Here is a 17,762-nt window from a genome sequence, read left to right as displayed (position 1 = left end):
ATCTCGCTCCGTCTCAGCCGCGCCGCAAATGCTCGTCCAGGCGCGGCATGATCTCGACGAAGTTGCAGGGCATGTGCCGATAGTCGAGCTGCGGCTTCAAAATGCCGTCCCAGGCGTCCTTGCAGGCGCCGGGCGAGCCCGGCAACACGAAGACGAAGGTGGCGTTGACGACGCCGCCGGTTGCCCGGCTCTGGATCGTCGAAGTGCCGATCTTGTCGTAGGAGATGCGGTGGAACACTTCGGAAAAGCCGTCCATGCGCTTTTCGAAGATCGGCTCCAGCGCCTCCGGCGTCACGTCGCGGCCGGTGAAGCCGGTGCCGCCGGTGGTGATGACGACATCGATCGCATCGTCCTTCGACCAGCCCAAAACCTTGTCGCGGATCTTGTCGCGGTCGTCGGTGACGATGTCACGAGCGGCGAGGATGTGGCCGGCCTCGGTGATGCGGTCGGCCAGGGTCTGCCCGGATTTGTCGTCGGCGAGGCTGCGCGTATCTGAAACGGTCAGTACCGCGATGCGTACGGGAATGAAGGGGCGGCTCTCGTCAATCCTGGCCATGCGCCTCAGCCTCCGATGTCATGCTTCGCGTCGCGGCGACAAACCAGTCGGGATGGCGGCTGCGGATATCGACGGCCGCGCGCTTGGCCACATTGCCGGTCTCGAACAGCCCGAAACAGGTGGCGCCGGAACCAGACATTCTGGCAAAACCGGCTCCAGCCTTGTTCAGCACAGAAAGCGCCTTGCCGATGGCGGGCTGGATTGCACGCGCCGCAGGCTCGAGATCGTTGCGGGTGATCTCCAGCCAGTTGCGGATGCTGTGGAAGTCGAGGCTGCGCGGCAGCGGCGGCAGTCCCGCATTGTCGCGGCGGCCAAGCGCCTCGAACACGTCGGCCGTCGAGACGGCAGTTCCTGGATTGACGAGCACCAGACCCAGCGCCGGGAAACCCGGCACGAGCGTCAGCTCGTCGCCGATGCCGCGGGCTATCAGCGGCTTGGCTGCGAGGCACATCGGCACGTCGGCGCCAAGCGACAGGCCGATCCGCGCCAGTTCGGCATCGCCGATGTCGAGCCTCCAGGCCTGGACCAGAGCACGCAGCACAGCCGCCGCGTCGCTTGACCCGCCGCCGACGCCGGACGCGACCGGCAGGTTCTTTTCGAGCCTGATGGCGACAGCCGGCGCATGCTGGGGACCGGCCTCGCGACGCAGCGCGTCGCGCGCTTTCGCCACCAGATTATTGTCGTCGGCCGGTACCGCGGAGGCGTATTTGCCGGACACGGAAAACCCGTCGCTGTCGGCAAGTTCCGTCTCGATGCGGTCGCCGAAGCGCGTGAACACAGCCAGGCTTTCGATCGTGTGACAACCGTCGGCGCGCCGGCCGGTGACGTGCAGCGCGAGATTTATCTTGGCGTGCGCATGCGATGCCCGGATGCTGGTCTCGGAATCCACTGGCTCGGCCGCGAGGGAGACGACGGTCAATCCTTGGCCAGACGGTATTCGCCGGTCTTCGGATCCTTGACCAGCGTTCCCATCGTACCGTTGGCGGCTTGCTTTTCGGTACGCCGCACCTTGGCGGTCACCCGCTCGGCTTCCCTGACGAAGGAGCGGTAGCCGAAATAGGCGGCAATGCCGACGACGGCGAAGAAAATGATCTGCGGCATGTCAAACTCTCCCTCGCAAGGCCGGCAAGACGGCCGGTCGGGTCGGTTGATGATTTATGCTAGACGCTTTCACCGGCTTTTCAAAGCCCGAAGCGCGCCCACAGCGCGCGCTCTTCCGCCGCATCGATGACGCCGCTTGCCGCGGCGGCGGCAATATCGGGCGCCGAAAAACTCGAGCCGAACAGGCCGAAGCGGCCGAACAGGCCGCGCGGCGCGGTGATCAGCTTGAGCTGGGTCTTCGGCCCGAAACGGCTTTTCAGCACGCTGCGCATGTCGCCGAGGGCATCGACCAGCCCGAGCTCGAGCCCCTTCTTGGCCGTCCAGAACAGGCCGGTGAACAGGTCGGGATCGTCCTTGAGCTTGCTGCCGCGCCTATCCTTGACGAGATCGATGAAGGTCTCGTGGACCTCGAGCTGCAGCGCCTTCAGGCGCGCGACGTCTTCCTTCCTTTCCGGTTTGAACGGGTCGAGCACCGCCTTGTTCTGGCCGGCGGTGTGGACGCGGCGCTCGACGCCGATCTTCTTCAACAGCTCCGGAAAGCCGAACGAGGCCGACACCACGCCGATCGAGCCGACGATGGAGGACGGGTCGGCAAAGATCTCGTCGCCGGCGACCGCGATCATGTAGCCGCCCGATGCCGCCACGTCCTCGACGAAGACCAGGACCTTCTTGTTTTTCTCCGTTGCCAGGTCGCGGATGCGCCTGAAAATCAGCCGCGACTGCACCGGCGAGCCGCCTGGCGAATTGATCGAGATGGCGACCGCCGGCGCGTCGAAGGAAAACAGCTTTTCGAGAAGGCCGGCAGTCGACGCCAGCGACAGGCTCGGCCGGAACTGGCCGCCGCCGGGCATGATGGTGCCGTGCAGCCGGATGACCGGAATGGTGACGACGTTCGAGCGCCAGGATTTCGGCAGCAGGCGATTGAAAAGACGTTTCACGAGGGGGCTGTCTCCGGTCGATTTGCTTGAGGCATGTAGGAATTCGCCGGCCAACGGCAATGCCGTCACCCCGGCAATCAAAATGGATCAGTCTCCGAACAGCGACGCCAGCCCGTTATTGATCAGCTCTGCCCGTTCCGAGGGGCCATTGCCTGAATAGGCATGCAGCATCAGCGGCGGCCGGATCGACAGCTTGCCGCGTGCGCCGAGTGCTGCCCGGACGACGATGCGGATCGCTGCCGCTTCGGGGCGAGGATGGACGGCCAGCATCTCGGCATCGCCGAAGCGGCCGGCAATGGCATCGAGGATGGCGCCGAGCTGTTCCGGCCGGGCAATGACGGCCAGCCCGCCGCCCGGCCTGACCACCGCCGCCGCGCTGCGGATCCAGCTGTCGAACAGCCCGTCCTCCGCGACATGCGCGGCCTTTCTCAGCGGATCGGGCGTCGCGCGATCCTCGGCGGCATTGAACGGCGGGTTCATGATGACGAAATCGAAGCTGTTGTCCTCGAGGCCGGCGGCCGTTCGGGCCCGGCCCGACAGCGCGACATCGGCGACGAGCACCGAGGCGCGGTCGCTGAGATGCGCGTTGCCGGGATGGGCGAGCGTGGTTGTGGCGAAGGCCGCCATTTCCGGAGAACGCTCGACGAGCACTGCCTCGGCACCGGGGCAACGCGACAGTACCGCCAGGCCGGCGGCACCGGCACCTGCGCCAAAGTCGGCTAGCCGCCCGGCGAACGAGGACGGCACGGCAGCCGCCAGCATCATCGCATCCATGCCGGCGCGGTGACCTGCCTTTCTCGGCTGCACCAGCCAGAAGCGACCGCGATGGAAGGCATCGACCGTATGAGCCGGCATGTCCGGGACAAGGGCAGCGGGCGACGCGGACATTATTTTTGGCGGATCTCGTTGGCGATGCCGGCATCCGTCAGGATGCGCCGCGCCGCATCGGCCTTGTCGGCGTCCACCATGACACGGCGGGGCAGAATGCCGATCGAGCCGTCGAGCACGCTCATGTTCTGGTCGGCGACGAAAAAGCCGATGCCGGCATCGCGCATTAGCGATTCGACAAAGGAAATGATGACGGCGTCGTTGGTGCGGATGAGCTCTATCATCGGATGAAACTCGCAGTTTGCGGCGTTGATGTAAACGTGGACGTGATTATGTACCAGAGCCGCCGCGCCAATTCGCCTCTTGCCGCACCGGTGGCTGCCGCCCTAGAGTCTGTCCAGGGACCATGTTGCCGTCGTGCATATCGAGGTTGGGAGTTTTGCGTGGGTGTCGTTCTCAACATTGAAAACGGGAAGCGGGAAGCCGCCTCGATCAAGGACCTTATCGACCTGACCGCCGCCGACATGGGGCGCGTCAATGAACTGATCTTGTCGAAGGCCGGCTCCGACGTCGAGATGATCCCGGAGATTGCCAACCACTTGATCTCGTCCGGCGGCAAACGGCTGCGGCCGATGCTGACGCTCGCCGCCGCCCAGATGTTCGGCTATTCCGGTGACGGCCACGTCAAGCTCGCCACCTCGGTCGAATTCATGCACACCGCGACACTTCTCCACGACGACGTTGTCGACGAAAGCGGCATGCGGCGCGGCAAGAAGACGGCGCGCATGATCTGGGGTAACCAGGCCAGTGTTTTGGTCGGCGATTTCCTGCTCGGCCAGGCCTTCCGCATGATGGTCGATGTCGGCTCGCTGGAAGCGCTCGACATCCTGTCGAGTGCGGCTTCGGTCATCGCCGAAGGCGAGGTGATGCAGCTCGCCGCCGCCAAAAACCTCGAGACCACCGAGGATGAGCATTTCGCGGTGATCAAGGCCAAGACCGCGGCGCTGTTTTCGGCCGCCGCCGAGGTCGGCCCGGTCATCGCCCAGGCGACGCGCAATGATCGCGCAGCACTCCGCTCCTACGGCATGAATCTCGGCCTTGCCTTCCAACTGATCGATGATGCGCTGGATTACGGCGGCACCAGCAAGGACCTCGGCAAGAATGTCGGCGACGATTTCCGCGAGGGCAAGGTGACGCTGCCGGTGATCCTCGCCTATCGGCGCGGCACAAAGGCCGAGCGCAGCTTCTGGAAACGCGCCATCGAGGACAATGCCGCCGACGATGCCGGACTGGAGAAGGCCGTCGGCCTGATGCTCCGCCACGGCGCAATTGCCGACACCATCGGACGCGCCCGCCACTTCGGCGAGATCGCCCGTGACGCGCTGGCGCCGCTCGAGGCGACGCCGCAGAAATCGGCGCTGATCGACGTCATCGATTTCTGCATCAGCCGGGTGAATTGACAGGCGTCGGCGCCCGCGCCTGTTCTCATCGCGCCTTTGCCGGAAGAACCATTGCTGCGAGCAGGCTGACGACGATGCCCGCCGCCGCGAGCCAGAAGGCGACCTGGATGCCGTCGGCGACGGCAATTTTCAAGGCATTGCCGGACAATTCGCCGATTTGGCTGTTCGCAATCGCAATCAGCACGGCCATGCCGACGGCATTGCCGACATTGAGTGTCGTCGAAGCCATCCCCGAGGCGACGCCTTGCTGATCATGCGCAACGCCGGAAGCGGCGGCAATCCACATTGCTGTCCAGACGATGCCTTGTCCGACGCCGGAGACGATCAGGCCGGGTACGAGGGACAGATAGCTGCTCTCCGCGGTCGCGCCTGATACCATCAATGCTGTGCCTACCGCGCCGACGATCATGCCGCCGACCAGCGTGCTGCGCGTCGAAAAGCGCGTCGCCAGACGCTCGCCGGCTTGCGTGCCGGTGGCGATGGCGACCGACGGCACGAGAAAGGCGAGGCCCGTCTGCAAGGCGGTGAAGCCGTGCACGTTCTGCAACAGCACGGTGAGGAAGTAGGGCAGCGCTCCGAAAGTGGCCATGTAGAGGAAGGTGATCGTCATGCCGGCGACGAGGCTGCGGTTGTGGAACAGGCGCAGCGGCATCAGCGGATCGGCGCTCTTCGCCTCGATCATCGTGAAAGCGATCAGGAAGAATGCCGCCAGTGCTGCACTGACGATGATTGCGGTCGATCCCCAGCCATATTCGGGCCCCTGAACCAGTGTGAAGACAAGCAAGGTCGCGCCGGCGGTGACGGTCAGCGCGCCCGGCAGATCGAAGCTGCGGTGCTCGTGCGGCTTCGGATCGCGCGGAATGATGGCGAAAGCCGCGATGATGGCGATCCCGGCCAAAAGCACGTTGACGTAGAAGACCGACGGCCAGCCGAAGGCGCTGGTCAGAAACCCGCCGGCAAGCGAACCGAGCGTCAGGCCGCTGGCGCCTGCGCCACCCCAGACGGCGAGCGCCCGGTTGCGTTCCGGTCCTTCGGCGAACAGACGGTTGATCAGCGACAGCGTCGCCGGAAACAGGAAGGCGCCGCCGATGCCTTGCACGGCGCGGGCCGCAATGATGATTTGCGGCGACCATGCGAGGCCGCCGACCAGGGACGAGAGCGCGTAGAGCCAGAGCGCGAAGATGAAGACGCGGCGCTGGCCGATCAGGTCGGCGGCCCGGCCGCCGAACAGTAGGAAGCCGCCGGTGAACACGGTATAGGCGCTGACCACCCATTGCAGGGTCTGGCCTGAAAATCCGAGGCCGGCGCCGATCTCCGGCAACGCCACGAAGACGATGTTGAGGTCGAGCGCGATGATGAGCTGCGCGAAGGCGAGCAGCGCCAGCGTTGCGCCGCGCTTCGCGCTGGTTGTTCCTTGCGCTGCCATCGCCCCGAGCGGCGCGCCTTGATCGAGTGAACTCATGCCGGTCTCCTTGTCGACAATTATTTAATGATCGACAAAGAATTGAGATTTGCAATCCGAAGTCAAGCGGATTATTTGTTGATCGACAAAAATTGGAGACCGCCATGGCAGGCAGGCCAAGGGAATTCGACCGCGACCAGGCGCTTGAGAAAGCCCGCGACGCCTTTTGGAGACGCGGCTACGAGGGCACCTCGATGGCCGATCTCGTATCGGCGCTTGGCCTCGCATCGGCGCGCATCTATGCCGCCTTCGGCTCGAAGGAGGACCTGTTTCGCGAAGCGGTGGCGCTTTACGAAGCCAATGAGGGCGGCTTCGCCACGCGCGCGCTGCAGGAAGAACCAAACGTCCGGCGCGTCATCGAGCGCATGCTTCGCGACGCCGTCGAAATCTATACGCGGCCGGGGCGGCCGCAGGGCTGCATGGTGGTGACGGCCGCGACCAATTGCGCCGTCGAAAATGACGCCGTGCTGCAATGGCTGGCGGAGCACCGGCTGGCACGTACCGCATCGATCGTCGAGCGATTGAAAAAGGCCGTGCGCGATGGCGAATTGAAGCCGGCCACCGACGCCGCGGCGTTGGGCGATTATTATGCCACGCTGATGCACGGCCTTTCGGTGCAGGCACGCGACGGCATTCCGAAAAAACGGCTGCACGATCTTGTCACCGTCGCCATGCAGGCGCTCGACGCAAGGCTTTCGCAAATGTCCTGAGTTCCGGGCCGTGACGCCTCACTTACCGGCTTGTTCGGCGGCCCTTCTGGGATTGACCTCCGGCGTCGGCGGCGGCGAACGCTGCTTCGTAGATACGATCGAGATGGCGAAGGCTTCTTCGTCGCGCGGCACTTCCAGCATCGGCGCCCCCATGGCTGGCGAAGCAAGAATTGAAATCTCATCCTGCCACGCAAAGTTGCATGGCGGAAGCTTTCAACCGATGGCGCTTATGGATCGCTTACGGCATCGGGCAAATAGCGACGCGCAGGCAGCGCCAAAGCGGACGCCACGCGGTCAAGGGTCGCAGTTCAGGCCCTTTCGGCATGGTTTATTAATTGCTTGACCCGATTGTGAATTCGGGCCGGGTTGAAGCACGACCCCAAAAAGGCCATGCTTTACCTGTAAAGATCGAGTCTACGGCGATCCCGCTGACGCGGAGATGGCGTTTGGCTGAAAGGGATATGATGCGGCAAGGATATGCGCGCTGGCTGACGGGGCTGGCAATCGCGACGGGCATGGCGATCTCGGCTCTGCCGGTCCATGCCAAACAGACCGCAGAGCCGGTCAGGATCACATCCTTCTCGGGGGCCTATCTCGCCGCCCGGATTGCCGAAGGCGACAACGACCTCGACAGCGCCGTCTCCTACTACAAGCAGGCGCTTGCCTTCGATCCGAACGATACGGGACTGCAGCAGAGCCTGATGCTGTCGCTGATCGCACAGGGGCGCTTCGATGAGTCCCTGGTCTACGCCGACAAGCTCAAGGCGGTTCCCGATGTCGAGCGCTTCTCGCGCCTGGCGCTGGCCATCGATTCCTTCCACAAGAAGGATTTCTCCAAGGCCGAATACTGGCTCAAGCTGTCGCTCGAATCCGATCTCGACCGGCTGATTTCCGGCGTCATGACCGGCTGGGCCAAGCAGGGTGCGGGTGACGCCGGCGAGGCCATGGCTTCCATCGACAAGCTGCAGGGCCCCGACTGGTTCGGCCTGTTCAAGTCCTTCCACCGTGCCTTGATTGCCGACGCCTCCGGCCTGCCCGACAGGGCGGATGCGCTCTACACCGCCACCCTGCAGGACACGGCCGCCGGCGGTGCCGCCCCCGAAACATGGATGCGCAACGCGCAGGCCTACGCCTCTTTCCTCGCCCGTAAGGGCGACAAGGCCAAGGCGCTGTCGGTGCTCGACCAGGCCGAGACATTTGCGCCCGGCAAGGTCGAGATTGCAGCCCTTCGCGACAAGATCAACAAGGGCGAAAGGATCCAACCCTTCGCTGCCGGCCCGTCGGACGGCGCCTCGGAAATCCTGCTCGATCTCGCCACCGCGCTCAACCGCGGCGGCGGCGAGCCGTTCGTGCGGCTTTATCTGCAATATGCGCTGGCGCTGCGGCCCGACAATGACGCGGCGCTCGTTCAGCTTGCCGCCGTTGCCGAGCAGTTGAAGGACGGCGAGGGCGCCATCGCGCTCTATCGCCGCATTCCCGCCGGTTCGCCGCTGAAGGAGCTTTCGGACCTGCAGCTCGGCCTCAACCTTGCCGATCTCGACCGCAACGACGAGGCGATCACCCACCTCAAGGCCATCGTCGATGCGCATCCCGACGACATGCGCGCCTATCTGGCGCTCGGCGGGGTCTATTCCTCGAAGGAGGATTTCCGCTCCGCCGCCAATCTTTATGACAAGGCGGTCGAGGTGCTGAAGACGCCGACCGCCGTCAACTGGAACATCTTCTACCAGCGCGGCATCGCCTATGAGCGGCTGAAGGAATGGCCGAAGGCCGAGCCGAATTTCCGCAAGGCGCTGGAGCTCTACCCCGACCAGCCGCAGGTTTTGAACTATCTCGGCTATTCCTGGGTCGACAAGGACATGAACCTCAAGGAAGGCCTCGCGATGATCCAGAAGGCCGTCGACCTGAGGCCGAGCGACGGCTACATCGTCGATTCGCTGGGCTGGGCCTATTATCGCCTTGGCCAGTTCGACGACGCTGTGCGCGAAATGGAACGCGCCGTTTCGTTGAAGCCGGAGGATCCGGTGCTCAACGATCACCTCGGCGACGCCTACTGGCGCGTTGGCCGCAAGCTGGAAGCCACCTTCCAGTGGAACCAGGCCCGCGACCTGAAGCCGGACCCGGACGTGCTTGCCGCCTTGCAGCAAAAGCTGATGAAGGGCCTGCCGCCGATCGAATCCAACACGGCGCAGGAAACCCCGAACGTAAAGCCCGAGCCGGCGCCCGCCCCGAAGGGGTGACCCCATCGCCTTGACGGTCGCGGAGCGGCACTCTACGAGGTGCCGCATCCCGCCGGAGGCCGCCGTGACCGTTGACATCCCTGCCCACACGCATCCCAGCCGCTCGTTCCAGGGGCTGATCCTGACCTTGCATAATTATTGGGCGGACTATGGCTGCGTCGTCCTCCAGCCTTACGACATGGAAGTCGGCGCCGGTACCTTTCATCCGGCAACGACATTGCGCGCGCTCGGCCCAAAACGCTGGAACGCGGCCTATGTCCAGCCCTCGCGCCGCCCCAAGGACGGCCGCTATGGCGAAAATCCGAACCGGCTGCAGCATTATTACCAATACCAGGTGATCCTGAAGCCCAATCCGCCCAATTTGCAGGAGCTTTACCTCGGCTCGCTGGCCGCGATCGGCATCGATCCGCTGCTGCACGACATCCGCTTCGTCGAGGACGACTGGGAAAGCCCGACACTGGGCGCCTGGGGACTGGGCTGGGAGTGCTGGTGCGACGGCATGGAGGTGTCGCAGTTCACCTATTTCCAGCAGGTCTGCGGCATCGAATGCGCGCCGGTGGCGGGTGAGCTCACTTACGGGCTGGAACGGCTGGCCATGTATGTGCAGGGCGTCGACAATGTCTACGACCTCAACTTCAACGGCCGCGAAGGCGCCGACAAGGTGACCTATGGCGACGTCTTCCTGCAGGCCGAGCAGGAATATTCGCGCCACAATTTCGAATTCGCCAACACGGTGATGCTGCTCAGGCATTTCGAAGACGCCGAGGCCGAGTGCAAGGCGCTGCTACAAGCCGGCGCGCCGGCGTCGAACGACAATCTGGCGATGCACAGGATGGTATTCCCCGCCTACGACCAGTGCATCAAGGCCAGCCATGTCTTCAACCTGCTCGACGCACGCGGCGTCATTTCCGTCACCGAGCGCCAGAGCTACATCTTGCGGGTGCGCAATCTGGCCAAAGCCTGCGGCGAGGCGTTTCTGCTGACGCAGGCGGGTGGAATGGCGGCTTAGCTCCAGGCGATTTCGACAGGGGCGCTGATTGGCAACGTGCCTTGGCCGCTTGCTCCGGCTATTGTCCGCAGCGCCTGCCGGACGCCGGGCATCGAGAAGGCACCGTGCACCTGCGCTGTAAAACAGGCGCTGAGCGCGAGGATCTGCAGGAATGTCGATGCCGTTTTCATGGTCGTTCAGCCAATAGCTCTCTGCCTGAGCGTTGGTCGCTTCAGCGCTGCGTTCGGTTCATGGAAATCTTTGATCCAAGGACGGGCGGACCGGCGCGTGTCCGACAGGAGGCTGAATTTTTTCGGAAATCGCCGCTGGACGCCTTGATCGTGCTGGCCCGATCTTGCTGGGAAGGGTGACAGCAGCCGACCGAGTTGCTATGCCCCGCTTACCTCCGCCTCGATGGGGGAGGACGCCGCGAAGCGGCGGCTGTTTTTTGTCGCGTGAGCTCTTTCAATGCCTGACCTGCTTCTAGAACTTCGTTCCGAAGAAATCCCCGCTCGCATGCAGCGCAAGGCGGCCGGCGATCTCAGGAAGCTTTTGACCGACGGTCTGGTCGAAGCCGGGCTGACCTATGAGGCGGCGCGCGAATATTGGACGCCGCGTCGGTTGGCGCTCGACATCCGCGGCCTGACCGCCCGCTCGAAGGACATCAGCGAGGAGATCAAGGGCCCCTCGACCAAGGCGCCCGAGCAGGCGGTGCAAGGTTTTCTGCGCAAGGCCGGCCTTGCCTCGATTGCCGAGGCGCATGTCCATTCCGATCCGAAGAAGGGCGACTTCTATGTCGCCCATATTTCCAGGCCGGGCAGGTCGGCGGAGCAGATCATCGCCGAGCTGGTGCCGGGCATCATCCGCAACTTCCCCTGGCCGAAATCGATGCGCTGGGGGCCGGCGTCGGCCAAGCCCGGGTCGCTGCGCTGGGTGCGGCCGCTGCAATCGATCCTGTGCACCTTCGGCCCGGAAACCGAGGAGCCGGTGGTGGTCGATTTCGAGATCGACGGTATCCGCTCAGGCAACGTCACCTACGGCCACCGTTTTCATGCGCCGGGCGCCATCACGGTGCGCCGCTTTGACGATTACGTCGCCAAGCTTGAAGCGGCCAAGGTCGTGCTCGATGCCGACCGACGCAAGGAGATCATTCTTGCCGATGCCAGGAACCTCGCCTTCGCCAGCGGGCTCGACCTCGTCGAGGACGAGGGGCTGCTGGAGGAAGTGTCGGGCCTGGTCGAATGGCCCGTCGTGCTGATGGGCGAATTCGAGCAGGATTTTCTGGCCATTCCGGCCGAGGTGATCCGGCTCACCATCCGCGCCAACCAGAAGTGTTTTGTGACGCGGCCGCATGGCGCGGGCGAAGAGCTCTCCAACCGCTTCATCCTGACCGCCAATGTCGAGGCCAAGGATGGCGGCAAGGAGATCGCCCATGGCAACGGCAAGGTGGTGCGCGCCCGCCTGTCCGACGCGCTCTATTTCTGGAAGACCGACCAGGGCGACCTGCCGGATCTCGACCAGTTGCAGGCATCGGCGGAAAAGTTCGGGCTTGACCTCAACAAGCCGCTCGACCAGCGCATGGCCCGCCTCGACCATCTCAATGTGACGTTTCATGCCAAGCTCGGCACGCAGGGCGAGCGGGTGGAGCGGATTGCGCGCTTGGCCGAAGAACTGGCACCAATCGTGGTGCGCGCAATCTCCCCCCTTGAGGGGGAGATGGCCGGCAGGCCAGAGGGGGTCGCTTCGCGTGAAGCGCCGGCATCCTCGGTCCACAAGAGAGAGTCGCGTCAGGACGCACCGATCCCCTCTGTCGCCTTCGGCGACATCTCCCCCTCAAGGGGGGAGATTACCGCGCTGGCGCGTCGCGCTGCCGTCCTCGCCAAGGCCGATCTCACCACCGAGGTGGTTGGCGAATTCCCGGAACTGCAGGGCGCCATGGGTCGCAAATACGCCCTGCTGCAACGCGAGCATCCGTCGGTCGCCGCTGCGATCGAGGAGCACTACAAGCCGCAGGGGCCGTCAGATCGCGTGCCGACTGATCCGGTATCGATCGCCGTGGCGCTCGCCGACAAGCTCGATACGCTGGTCGGGTTCTGGGCGATCGACGAAAAACCGACCGGATCGAAGGACCCCTATGCGCTGCGGAGAGCGGCGCTGGGGGTAACGAGGATACTGATTGAGAACGGGATTAGGTTGTCCCTGAAATCTGTGGCCAATATCGCGTCCGAAGATATTGCAGGTCACATACGCGATCCCAAACTCGACCGACAGTTCGAAATTGCTGCGGAGCTAGAGCAGCAACTCGGAGGAGATTCGCTTACCGATCTCGTCATCGAACGCGATTCCGCAATCTCAAACAACACCTTTGAACGTTCCGGAGAAAGGCAGCAGCGAGAGATCAACAACCTCCTCTCCTTCTTCCACGATCGCCTCAAAGTCTATCTCCGCGACCAGGGTGCGCGGCACGATCTAATCGACGCGGTGCTGGCGGCGGGTTCGCGCCCGATCTCCCCCCTCGTGGGGGAGATGTCGGCGCAGCCGACAGAGGGGGGCGCTGTCCCGCCGGCCTCTCGGCGCGAGGCGCCCCCCTCTGCCCTGCCGGGCATCTCCCCCACAAGGGGGGAGATTGGCCAAAACGACGACCTGCTGCAAATCGTCCGCCGCGTCGAAGCGCTCGGCTCATTCCTCGATACCGAGGACGGCAAGAACCTGCTTGCCGGCACCAAGCGTGCGGCCAACATCGTCGCTGCCGAAGAGAAGAAGGCGACGGCGATCGCAAGCAGCGTTGAGCCGGCTCTATTCCGGGAGGACGCGGAGAAAGCCTTGTTTGCTGCGGTGAATCAGGCTGAGAGGCAAGCCGGCGAAGCAATTCAAAACGAAGAATTTTCCGCCGCCATGCTGGCGCTTAGCGTGTTGCGCGAGCCGGTTGATTCATTCTTTGAGAAAGTCCTCGTAAACGATGACGACCAGGCGGTGCGCGCCAATCGCCTGGCATTGCTCGCCCGCATCCGTGCAGCGACCGACCGGGTCGCGGATTTCTCCAAGATAGCCGGCTGACATCCGCGAAAAATCATCGCTTACCAGCCATTCGAGCCGGCTTACAGTCATATGCCGATGATCTCCGCGTGGCAAAAGGGACATGTTCCCAACCCACGGAGGCTTCCATGAATTCCGCTCACGACATCGAAGTGACAGAAGAGACCGAGACGCTTGAACCCACCTCCGAAACGATGCTCGACGAGGCCGCTGCCGTCGTGGTCGAGGCTGCCGATCTGTCGGACGATGAGGACGGCGACGATGAAGACACCGACGGGGAAGCTGCTGAAGACGATAAGTCGGCTACCCTCTCCGACGACGAAGAAGAAGACGACGATGAAGATGACGAGGAAGACGACGACGACAGCGTGAAGGCCGAAAGTGCCGGCGAAAAAGACGCTGACGACGACGAAGAAGAATCAGACGACGCCGACGACGCGGACGAAGAACAAGCAGCCTGAGATTTCAGGCGCTTTACGCCGCTTCAGTCCATGAACCAGGGCGGCGCTTCCGCGCCGCCCTGGTTCCGGCGCTGCTTCAGGCGCTATTTAGGCTGGTCGGGAGCTGCTAGCGGCGCAGGCTGCGGCGCTGCGGGCTCGGGGTTTTTGCTGGCGATCTTTGGATCGGCCTTGCTGACCGCAGAGGGCGTTGCAGCGGTGGCCGGCGCGGTTTTGGGCGCGGGCCTTGCAAAGGCATCGCCGACGATACCGCCGCGAATGATCATCGGGCTTCCGGTGAAGCCATGGCTCGGCTGGCTCGGGATTGCCGCGACCTTTTCATCGGTGACGTTTCCATTGACGTCAGGCAGCTTCTCGCCAAGCGCGACGATCGACGGTGTTTTCGTCCGCTCGACCGAGCCGGGACTGGCCACCGTACCGACCACCGAAGGCGTCGCCGTCGTCTGCCCGAGAAAAACCAGCGACGAGGCCTGTGCCGTGCCGGCCATAACCGCCAGACCAAGCGCACCAAGGATACGCATCGAAAGCATGATAGTTCCCCTTGCCCAAGAAGACGGCACCCTAGCCGAGGGCAGTTGATGCCGGCTTGCGGGGAAACATAGCATTTTAGCGATTTGCGATTCGCCAACGCCTGGGCTTGCTCGCCCGGCGTCGCCGTATTAGGCACCCGCATCCGTGAGGTGACGACAGTGGCTGAAATTCGTACCGTCGGCGAGGCGATGGAAAGGGCGTTGGCGCTGCTCGAAAGCGGCGACGTCGTCGCCATACCGACCGAGACCGTCTATGGGCTGGCCGGCGACGCGACCAATGGCGTTGCCGTGGCTCGTATCTTCGAAGCCAAGGGTCGCCCGCGCTTCAACCCGCTGATCGCCCATATAGCCGATCCGACGATGGCCGAGCGCATCGCGCTGTTCGATCCGCTGTCGGAAAGATTGGCGCAGGCATTCTGGCCGGGACCGCTGACGCTGGTTCTCCCGCAGCGGCCCGGCAACGGCATTCATCCGCTGGTCACCGCCGGTCTGGACACCATCGCGCTGCGCATGCCGAAAGGCTTTGGCGGCGAGCTGATCGCCAGGTTCGGCCGCGCGCTTGCGGCGCCCAGCGCCAATTCCTCGGGCAGGATCAGCGCCACCACGGCCGAGGCCGTGGCCGCCGACCTCGGTCCCCGGATCAAGCTCATCGTCGATGGCGGCGCGACGCGGGTCGGGCTGGAATCGACGATCCTCAAGGTCGAAGCCGGAAAGCTGCGGCTGCTGCGACCGGGCGGCATTGCCGCCGAAGAGATCGAAGCAGTGGCCGGGACAAAGTTGCTGCGCGGCGCTTCGGGCATCGAGGCGCCCGGCATGCTCGCCTCGCATTACGCTCCGGGTGCGGCGGTGCGGCTCAATGCCGGCAAGGTCGCCACAGGCGAAGCCTTGCTGGCCTTCGGCCGCCGCCGTGCCGAGGGCTGGCGCGATGCAGCCGCACTGCGCAATTTGTCGGAGACCGGCGACCTGCGCGAGGCAGCAAGCAATCTCTTCGCTCATCTGCAGGATCTCGATGGCAGCGGCGCCAAAACCATCGCCGTCGAGCCGATCCCGTTCGAAGGGCTGGGCGAGGCGATCAACGACAGGCTTTCGCGCGCCGCCGCCCCGCGTGACAAGATCGCCCCTCGTGACAAGATGGATTGAGCACCATAGTTTCCACCCATGAACGACATTTCCCCCGACCTCGATCCTGCCGTCATCGCGCGCTTTGTGACAATCGTCGGCGACAAATATGCGCTGCGCGACCAGCAGGACATCACGCCTTACCTCGCCGAGCGGCGCGGACTTTGGCACGGCAGGACGGCGCTGGTGCTGAGGCCGGGGACCGTCGAGGAGGTCAGCCGCATCATGCGGCTGGCGAGCGAAACGGGCACGCCGATTGTACCGCAAAGCGGCAACACCGGGCTGGTCGGCGCCCAGGTGCCGGACGCGTCCGGCCGCGAGATCGTGCTGTCGCTGTCGCGGCTAAACCGCATCCGTGAGATCGATACCCTGTCCAACACGGTGACGGTCGAAACCGGCGTCATCCTGCAGACGCTGCAGGAAGCGGCCGATGCCGCCGACCGGCTGTTTCCGCTGTCGCTTGCCGCGCAAGGCTCCTGCCAGATCGGCGGCAATCTCTCTTCCAACGCCGGTGGCACCGGCGTGCTTGCCTACGGCAATGCGCGCGAACTCTGCCTCGGCGTCGAAGTGGTGCTGCCGACCGGCGAAGTGTTCGACGATCTGCGCAAGCTGAAGAAGGACAATACCGGTTATGATCTGAAGGACCTGTTCGTCGGCGCCGAGGGTACGCTCGGCATCATCACCGCCGCCGTGCTCAAGCTTTTCCCCAAGCCCAAGGGGCGCGAGGTGGCGTTTGCCGGCCTGTCATCGCCGGAGGCGGCACTGTCGCTGTTCAGCCTCGCGATGGACCGTGCAGGGGCAGCGCTCACCGCCTTCGAGCTGATCGGCCAGAGGCCTTACGACTTCACGCTTGCCCACGCACAAGGCGTAGTGCGGCCGCTGGCCGGCGATTGGCCGTGGTATGTGCTGATGCAGATCTCGTCGGGCCGCTCGGCCGAGGATGCACGGGCGCTGATCGAAGAGGTGCTGGAGGCAGGCCTCGAGCAAGGGATCGTCGGCGATGCGGTGATCGCGTCAAGCATCACCCAGGGCGATGCGTTCTGGAATTTCCGCGAAGTGCTGCCCGAGGCGCAGAGACCCGAAGGTGCCTCGATCAAGCACGACATCTCGGTGCCGGTGGCGTCGATCCCGCCCTTCATCGAAAAGGCCGCCGGCGCCGTGCAATCGGTCAGTCCCGGCGCACGCGTCGTCTGCTTCGGCCACATGGGCGACGGCAATCTGCACTACAACATTTCCCGGCCGGTCGACGGTGACGACGAGGCGTTTCTCGGCCTTTACCACGTCATGAACAAGGCCGTGCACGACGTCGTGCGCTCGTTTCATGGCTCGATCTCGGCCGAGCACGGCATCGGCCAGTTGAAGCGGGACGAATTGATCGCGACGGCGCCGCCGATGGCGATCGAGCTGATGCGCAGGGTGAAGGCCGCTTTCGATCCCGCCGGCATCATGAATCCCGGTAAGGTTATCTGATCCTTTCGCCGGCCCGCGCCGGTTCGTATTCCGATAACCATCCGCCTCGGATCAGCAAAATTTAACCGACTTTCTTAAGCGCGAGGATAAGAAGCTCGCGCTAATGTTTCTCCACAACGAGGCTGGGAAAACCGGCCCGGAGATCCGGAAACACCGGCTCTCAGGAGAAACAGGAAAGGCACGATATGAACACTGGACTGAAGCCAGTCTGGGCCGGGCGCAATATGCGCCTCGACCCATTCCGCCTGCCGCAGGTGGTGAGCTACGCCACGCGCGACGACTATGGCGACGTTACCTTCACCATCGATCAGCGCGGCGCGGTTATCCGCCGCACGCTGGAGATCAGCGGCGTGCCGGCGATCATCGCTCTGCCCGCCAACGCGTTTCGCGGCGTCGCCGCGCGCGCGATGGAGGATCCGGATGGCAATGTCACAGTGACGCTTGAGCTTCTGCACAACGACCCGATGCTGTCGGTGCCGCTGCTGGTCGCCGACGATCTAGACGACGTCGCCGCCGACTGGCGCGCCTGGGCCGACGCCTACCGTCTGCCGATGCTGCTGATCGAGGCCGACGGCATTGCTCGGACGCTGGAAGAATCGCTCGGCGCCGCCATCAAGGCGCTGCCGGCGCAGGACCGCCGCAAGGGTCGCGTCTCGACCATGCGCCGCCCGCGCTTCCTCGCCCGCCGCCGCGCCGGCGACCTCGGCCTCAGGCTGGTCATCGGCGGCGAGGAGCTTATTTCGCGGGAATAGGCCTGAGCGCCTCTTCCTTCTCCCCCTGTGGACCTGTTGCGCAGTATGAGCAAAAGCTTGCGGCGGCGGGGTTGCGGCGGTTGTTCGCTTGTTTGCGGGGGATTTGACGTCTTG

At 64.2% G+C, this 17,762-nt stretch carries 19 protein-coding genes; 9 read left to right on the top strand and 10 right to left on the bottom strand.

Going from position 1 to position 17,762, the window contains the following annotated elements; translation table 11 throughout:
• Window positions 1-13: 13 nt before the first annotated feature.
• The 6 genes from moaB to NKI01_RS27550 form a co-directional block, all read right to left on the bottom strand.
• Window positions 14-556 carry a molybdenum cofactor biosynthesis protein B gene (gene moaB, locus NKI01_RS27575; protein WP_352965349.1) on the bottom strand — a complete coding sequence of 181 codons (543 nt, stop codon included), beginning with the start codon at window positions 554-556 and terminating at the stop codon, window positions 14-16.
• The gene (locus tag NKI01_RS27570) at window positions 543-1,445 is read right to left on the bottom strand and encodes a 4-(cytidine 5'-diphospho)-2-C-methyl-D-erythritol kinase (RefSeq protein WP_352965354.1); all 903 of its coding nucleotides are present in this window, start codon (window positions 1,443-1,445) and stop codon (window positions 543-545) included. The genes moaB and NKI01_RS27570 overlap by 14 nt, the downstream gene beginning before the upstream one ends.
• Window positions 1,446-1,471: 26 nt before the next feature.
• Window positions 1,472-1,657: a membrane protein gene (locus NKI01_RS27565; RefSeq protein ID WP_023674078.1), complete on the bottom strand. Its 186-nt coding sequence runs from the start codon at window positions 1,655-1,657 to the stop codon at window positions 1,472-1,474.
• 80 nt (window positions 1,658-1,737) lie between these two features.
• Window positions 1,738-2,595, bottom strand: coding sequence for a S49 family peptidase (locus NKI01_RS27560; RefSeq protein WP_352965348.1), 858 nt, complete (start codon window positions 2,593-2,595; stop codon window positions 1,738-1,740).
• 87 nt (window positions 2,596-2,682) lie between these two features.
• Complete coding sequence (locus tag NKI01_RS27555; protein WP_352965347.1) at window positions 2,683-3,483, bottom strand: tRNA1(Val) (adenine(37)-N6)-methyltransferase; 801 nt, start codon at window positions 3,481-3,483, stop codon at window positions 2,683-2,685.
• Window positions 3,483-3,707 carry a putative signal transducing protein gene (locus NKI01_RS27550; protein WP_023716864.1) on the bottom strand — a complete coding sequence of 75 codons (225 nt, stop codon included), beginning with the start codon at window positions 3,705-3,707 and terminating at the stop codon, window positions 3,483-3,485. The genes NKI01_RS27555 and NKI01_RS27550 overlap by 1 nt, the downstream gene beginning before the upstream one ends.
• A 159-nt stretch (window positions 3,708-3,866) precedes the next feature.
• On the opposite strand from NKI01_RS27550, the gene NKI01_RS27545 reads away from it, so the two are divergent.
• Window positions 3,867-4,883: a polyprenyl synthetase family protein gene (locus NKI01_RS27545; protein ID WP_023716865.1), complete on the top strand. Its 1,017-nt coding sequence runs from the start codon at window positions 3,867-3,869 to the stop codon at window positions 4,881-4,883.
• 25 nt (window positions 4,884-4,908) lie between these two features.
• Here the strand turns inward: NKI01_RS27545 and NKI01_RS27540 are convergent, their stop codons facing one another.
• On the bottom strand, window positions 4,909-6,345 hold the full coding sequence (locus NKI01_RS27540; protein WP_198030447.1) for an MFS transporter: 1,437 nt from the start codon (window positions 6,343-6,345) through the stop codon (window positions 4,909-4,911).
• A 104-nt stretch (window positions 6,346-6,449) separates the two neighbouring features.
• On the opposite strand from NKI01_RS27540, the gene NKI01_RS27535 reads away from it, so the two are divergent.
• Window positions 6,450-7,055, top strand: a complete 606-nt coding sequence (locus NKI01_RS27535; protein ID WP_352965346.1) for a TetR/AcrR family transcriptional regulator — start codon at window positions 6,450-6,452, stop codon at window positions 7,053-7,055.
• Window positions 7,056-7,073: 18 nt separating this feature from the next.
• On the opposite strand, the gene NKI01_RS27530 is transcribed toward NKI01_RS27535, so the two are convergent.
• On the bottom strand, window positions 7,074-7,196 hold the full coding sequence (locus NKI01_RS27530) for a hypothetical protein (RefSeq protein ID WP_352483732.1): 123 nt from the start codon (window positions 7,194-7,196) through the stop codon (window positions 7,074-7,076).
• Window positions 7,197-7,519: 323 nt separating this feature from the next.
• Here NKI01_RS27530 and NKI01_RS27525 point away from each other — a divergent pair, with 323 nt between their 5' ends.
• The gene (locus tag NKI01_RS27525; protein WP_023716869.1) at window positions 7,520-9,295 is read left to right on the top strand and encodes a tetratricopeptide repeat protein; all 1,776 of its coding nucleotides are present in this window, start codon (window positions 7,520-7,522) and stop codon (window positions 9,293-9,295) included.
• A gap of 64 nt (window positions 9,296-9,359) precedes the next feature.
• Window positions 9,360-10,304 carry a glycine--tRNA ligase subunit alpha gene (locus NKI01_RS27520; RefSeq protein WP_023716870.1) on the top strand — a complete coding sequence of 315 codons (945 nt, stop codon included), beginning with the start codon at window positions 9,360-9,362 and terminating at the stop codon, window positions 10,302-10,304.
• On the opposite strand, the gene NKI01_RS27515 is transcribed toward NKI01_RS27520, so the two are convergent.
• Window positions 10,301-10,474: a hypothetical protein gene (locus NKI01_RS27515; RefSeq protein ID WP_023716871.1), complete on the bottom strand. Its 174-nt coding sequence runs from the start codon at window positions 10,472-10,474 to the stop codon at window positions 10,301-10,303. The genes NKI01_RS27520 and NKI01_RS27515 overlap by 4 nt on opposite strands.
• 277 nt (window positions 10,475-10,751) lie before the next feature.
• Between NKI01_RS27515 and glyS the strand changes: the two genes are divergently transcribed.
• Both glyS and NKI01_RS27505 read left to right on the top strand, forming a co-directional pair.
• Entirely contained in the window at window positions 10,752-13,340 is a 2,589-nt protein-coding gene (glyS, locus tag NKI01_RS27510; RefSeq protein WP_352965345.1) for a glycine--tRNA ligase subunit beta, read from the top strand.
• A gap of 107 nt (window positions 13,341-13,447) precedes the next feature.
• Window positions 13,448-13,780, top strand: a complete 333-nt coding sequence (locus tag NKI01_RS27505) for an ATPase (modular protein) (protein ID WP_352965343.1) — start codon at window positions 13,448-13,450, stop codon at window positions 13,778-13,780.
• An 83-nt stretch (window positions 13,781-13,863) separates the two neighbouring features.
• On the opposite strand, the gene NKI01_RS27500 is transcribed toward NKI01_RS27505, so the two are convergent.
• Complete coding sequence (locus NKI01_RS27500; protein ID WP_352965341.1) at window positions 13,864-14,307, bottom strand: hypothetical protein; 444 nt, start codon at window positions 14,305-14,307, stop codon at window positions 13,864-13,866.
• A 159-nt stretch (window positions 14,308-14,466) separates the two neighbouring features.
• Between NKI01_RS27500 and NKI01_RS27495 the strand changes: the two genes are divergently transcribed.
• The 3 genes from NKI01_RS27495 (at window position 14,467) to NKI01_RS27485 (ending at window position 17,648) form a co-directional block, all read left to right on the top strand.
• Window positions 14,467-15,447, top strand: coding sequence for an L-threonylcarbamoyladenylate synthase (locus tag NKI01_RS27495; RefSeq protein ID WP_352483729.1), 981 nt, complete (start codon window positions 14,467-14,469; stop codon window positions 15,445-15,447).
• A gap of 18 nt (window positions 15,448-15,465) precedes the next feature.
• Window positions 15,466-16,896, top strand: a complete 1,431-nt coding sequence (locus tag NKI01_RS27490; RefSeq protein WP_352483728.1) for an FAD-binding oxidoreductase — start codon at window positions 15,466-15,468, stop codon at window positions 16,894-16,896.
• Window positions 16,897-17,081: 185 nt separating this feature from the next.
• Complete coding sequence (locus tag NKI01_RS27485; RefSeq protein ID WP_352483727.1) at window positions 17,082-17,648, top strand: DUF6101 family protein; 567 nt, start codon at window positions 17,082-17,084, stop codon at window positions 17,646-17,648.
• The last annotated feature ends 114 nt before the right edge of the window (window positions 17,649-17,762 follow it).

It is taken from the genome of Mesorhizobium sp. M0815, assembly GCF_040319995.1.
GTDB lineage: Bacteria > Pseudomonadota > Alphaproteobacteria > Rhizobiales > Rhizobiaceae > Mesorhizobium.
The sequence above is the reverse complement of the archived record's forward strand: the minus strand, read 5'-3'. Positions and strand labels throughout refer to the sequence as shown.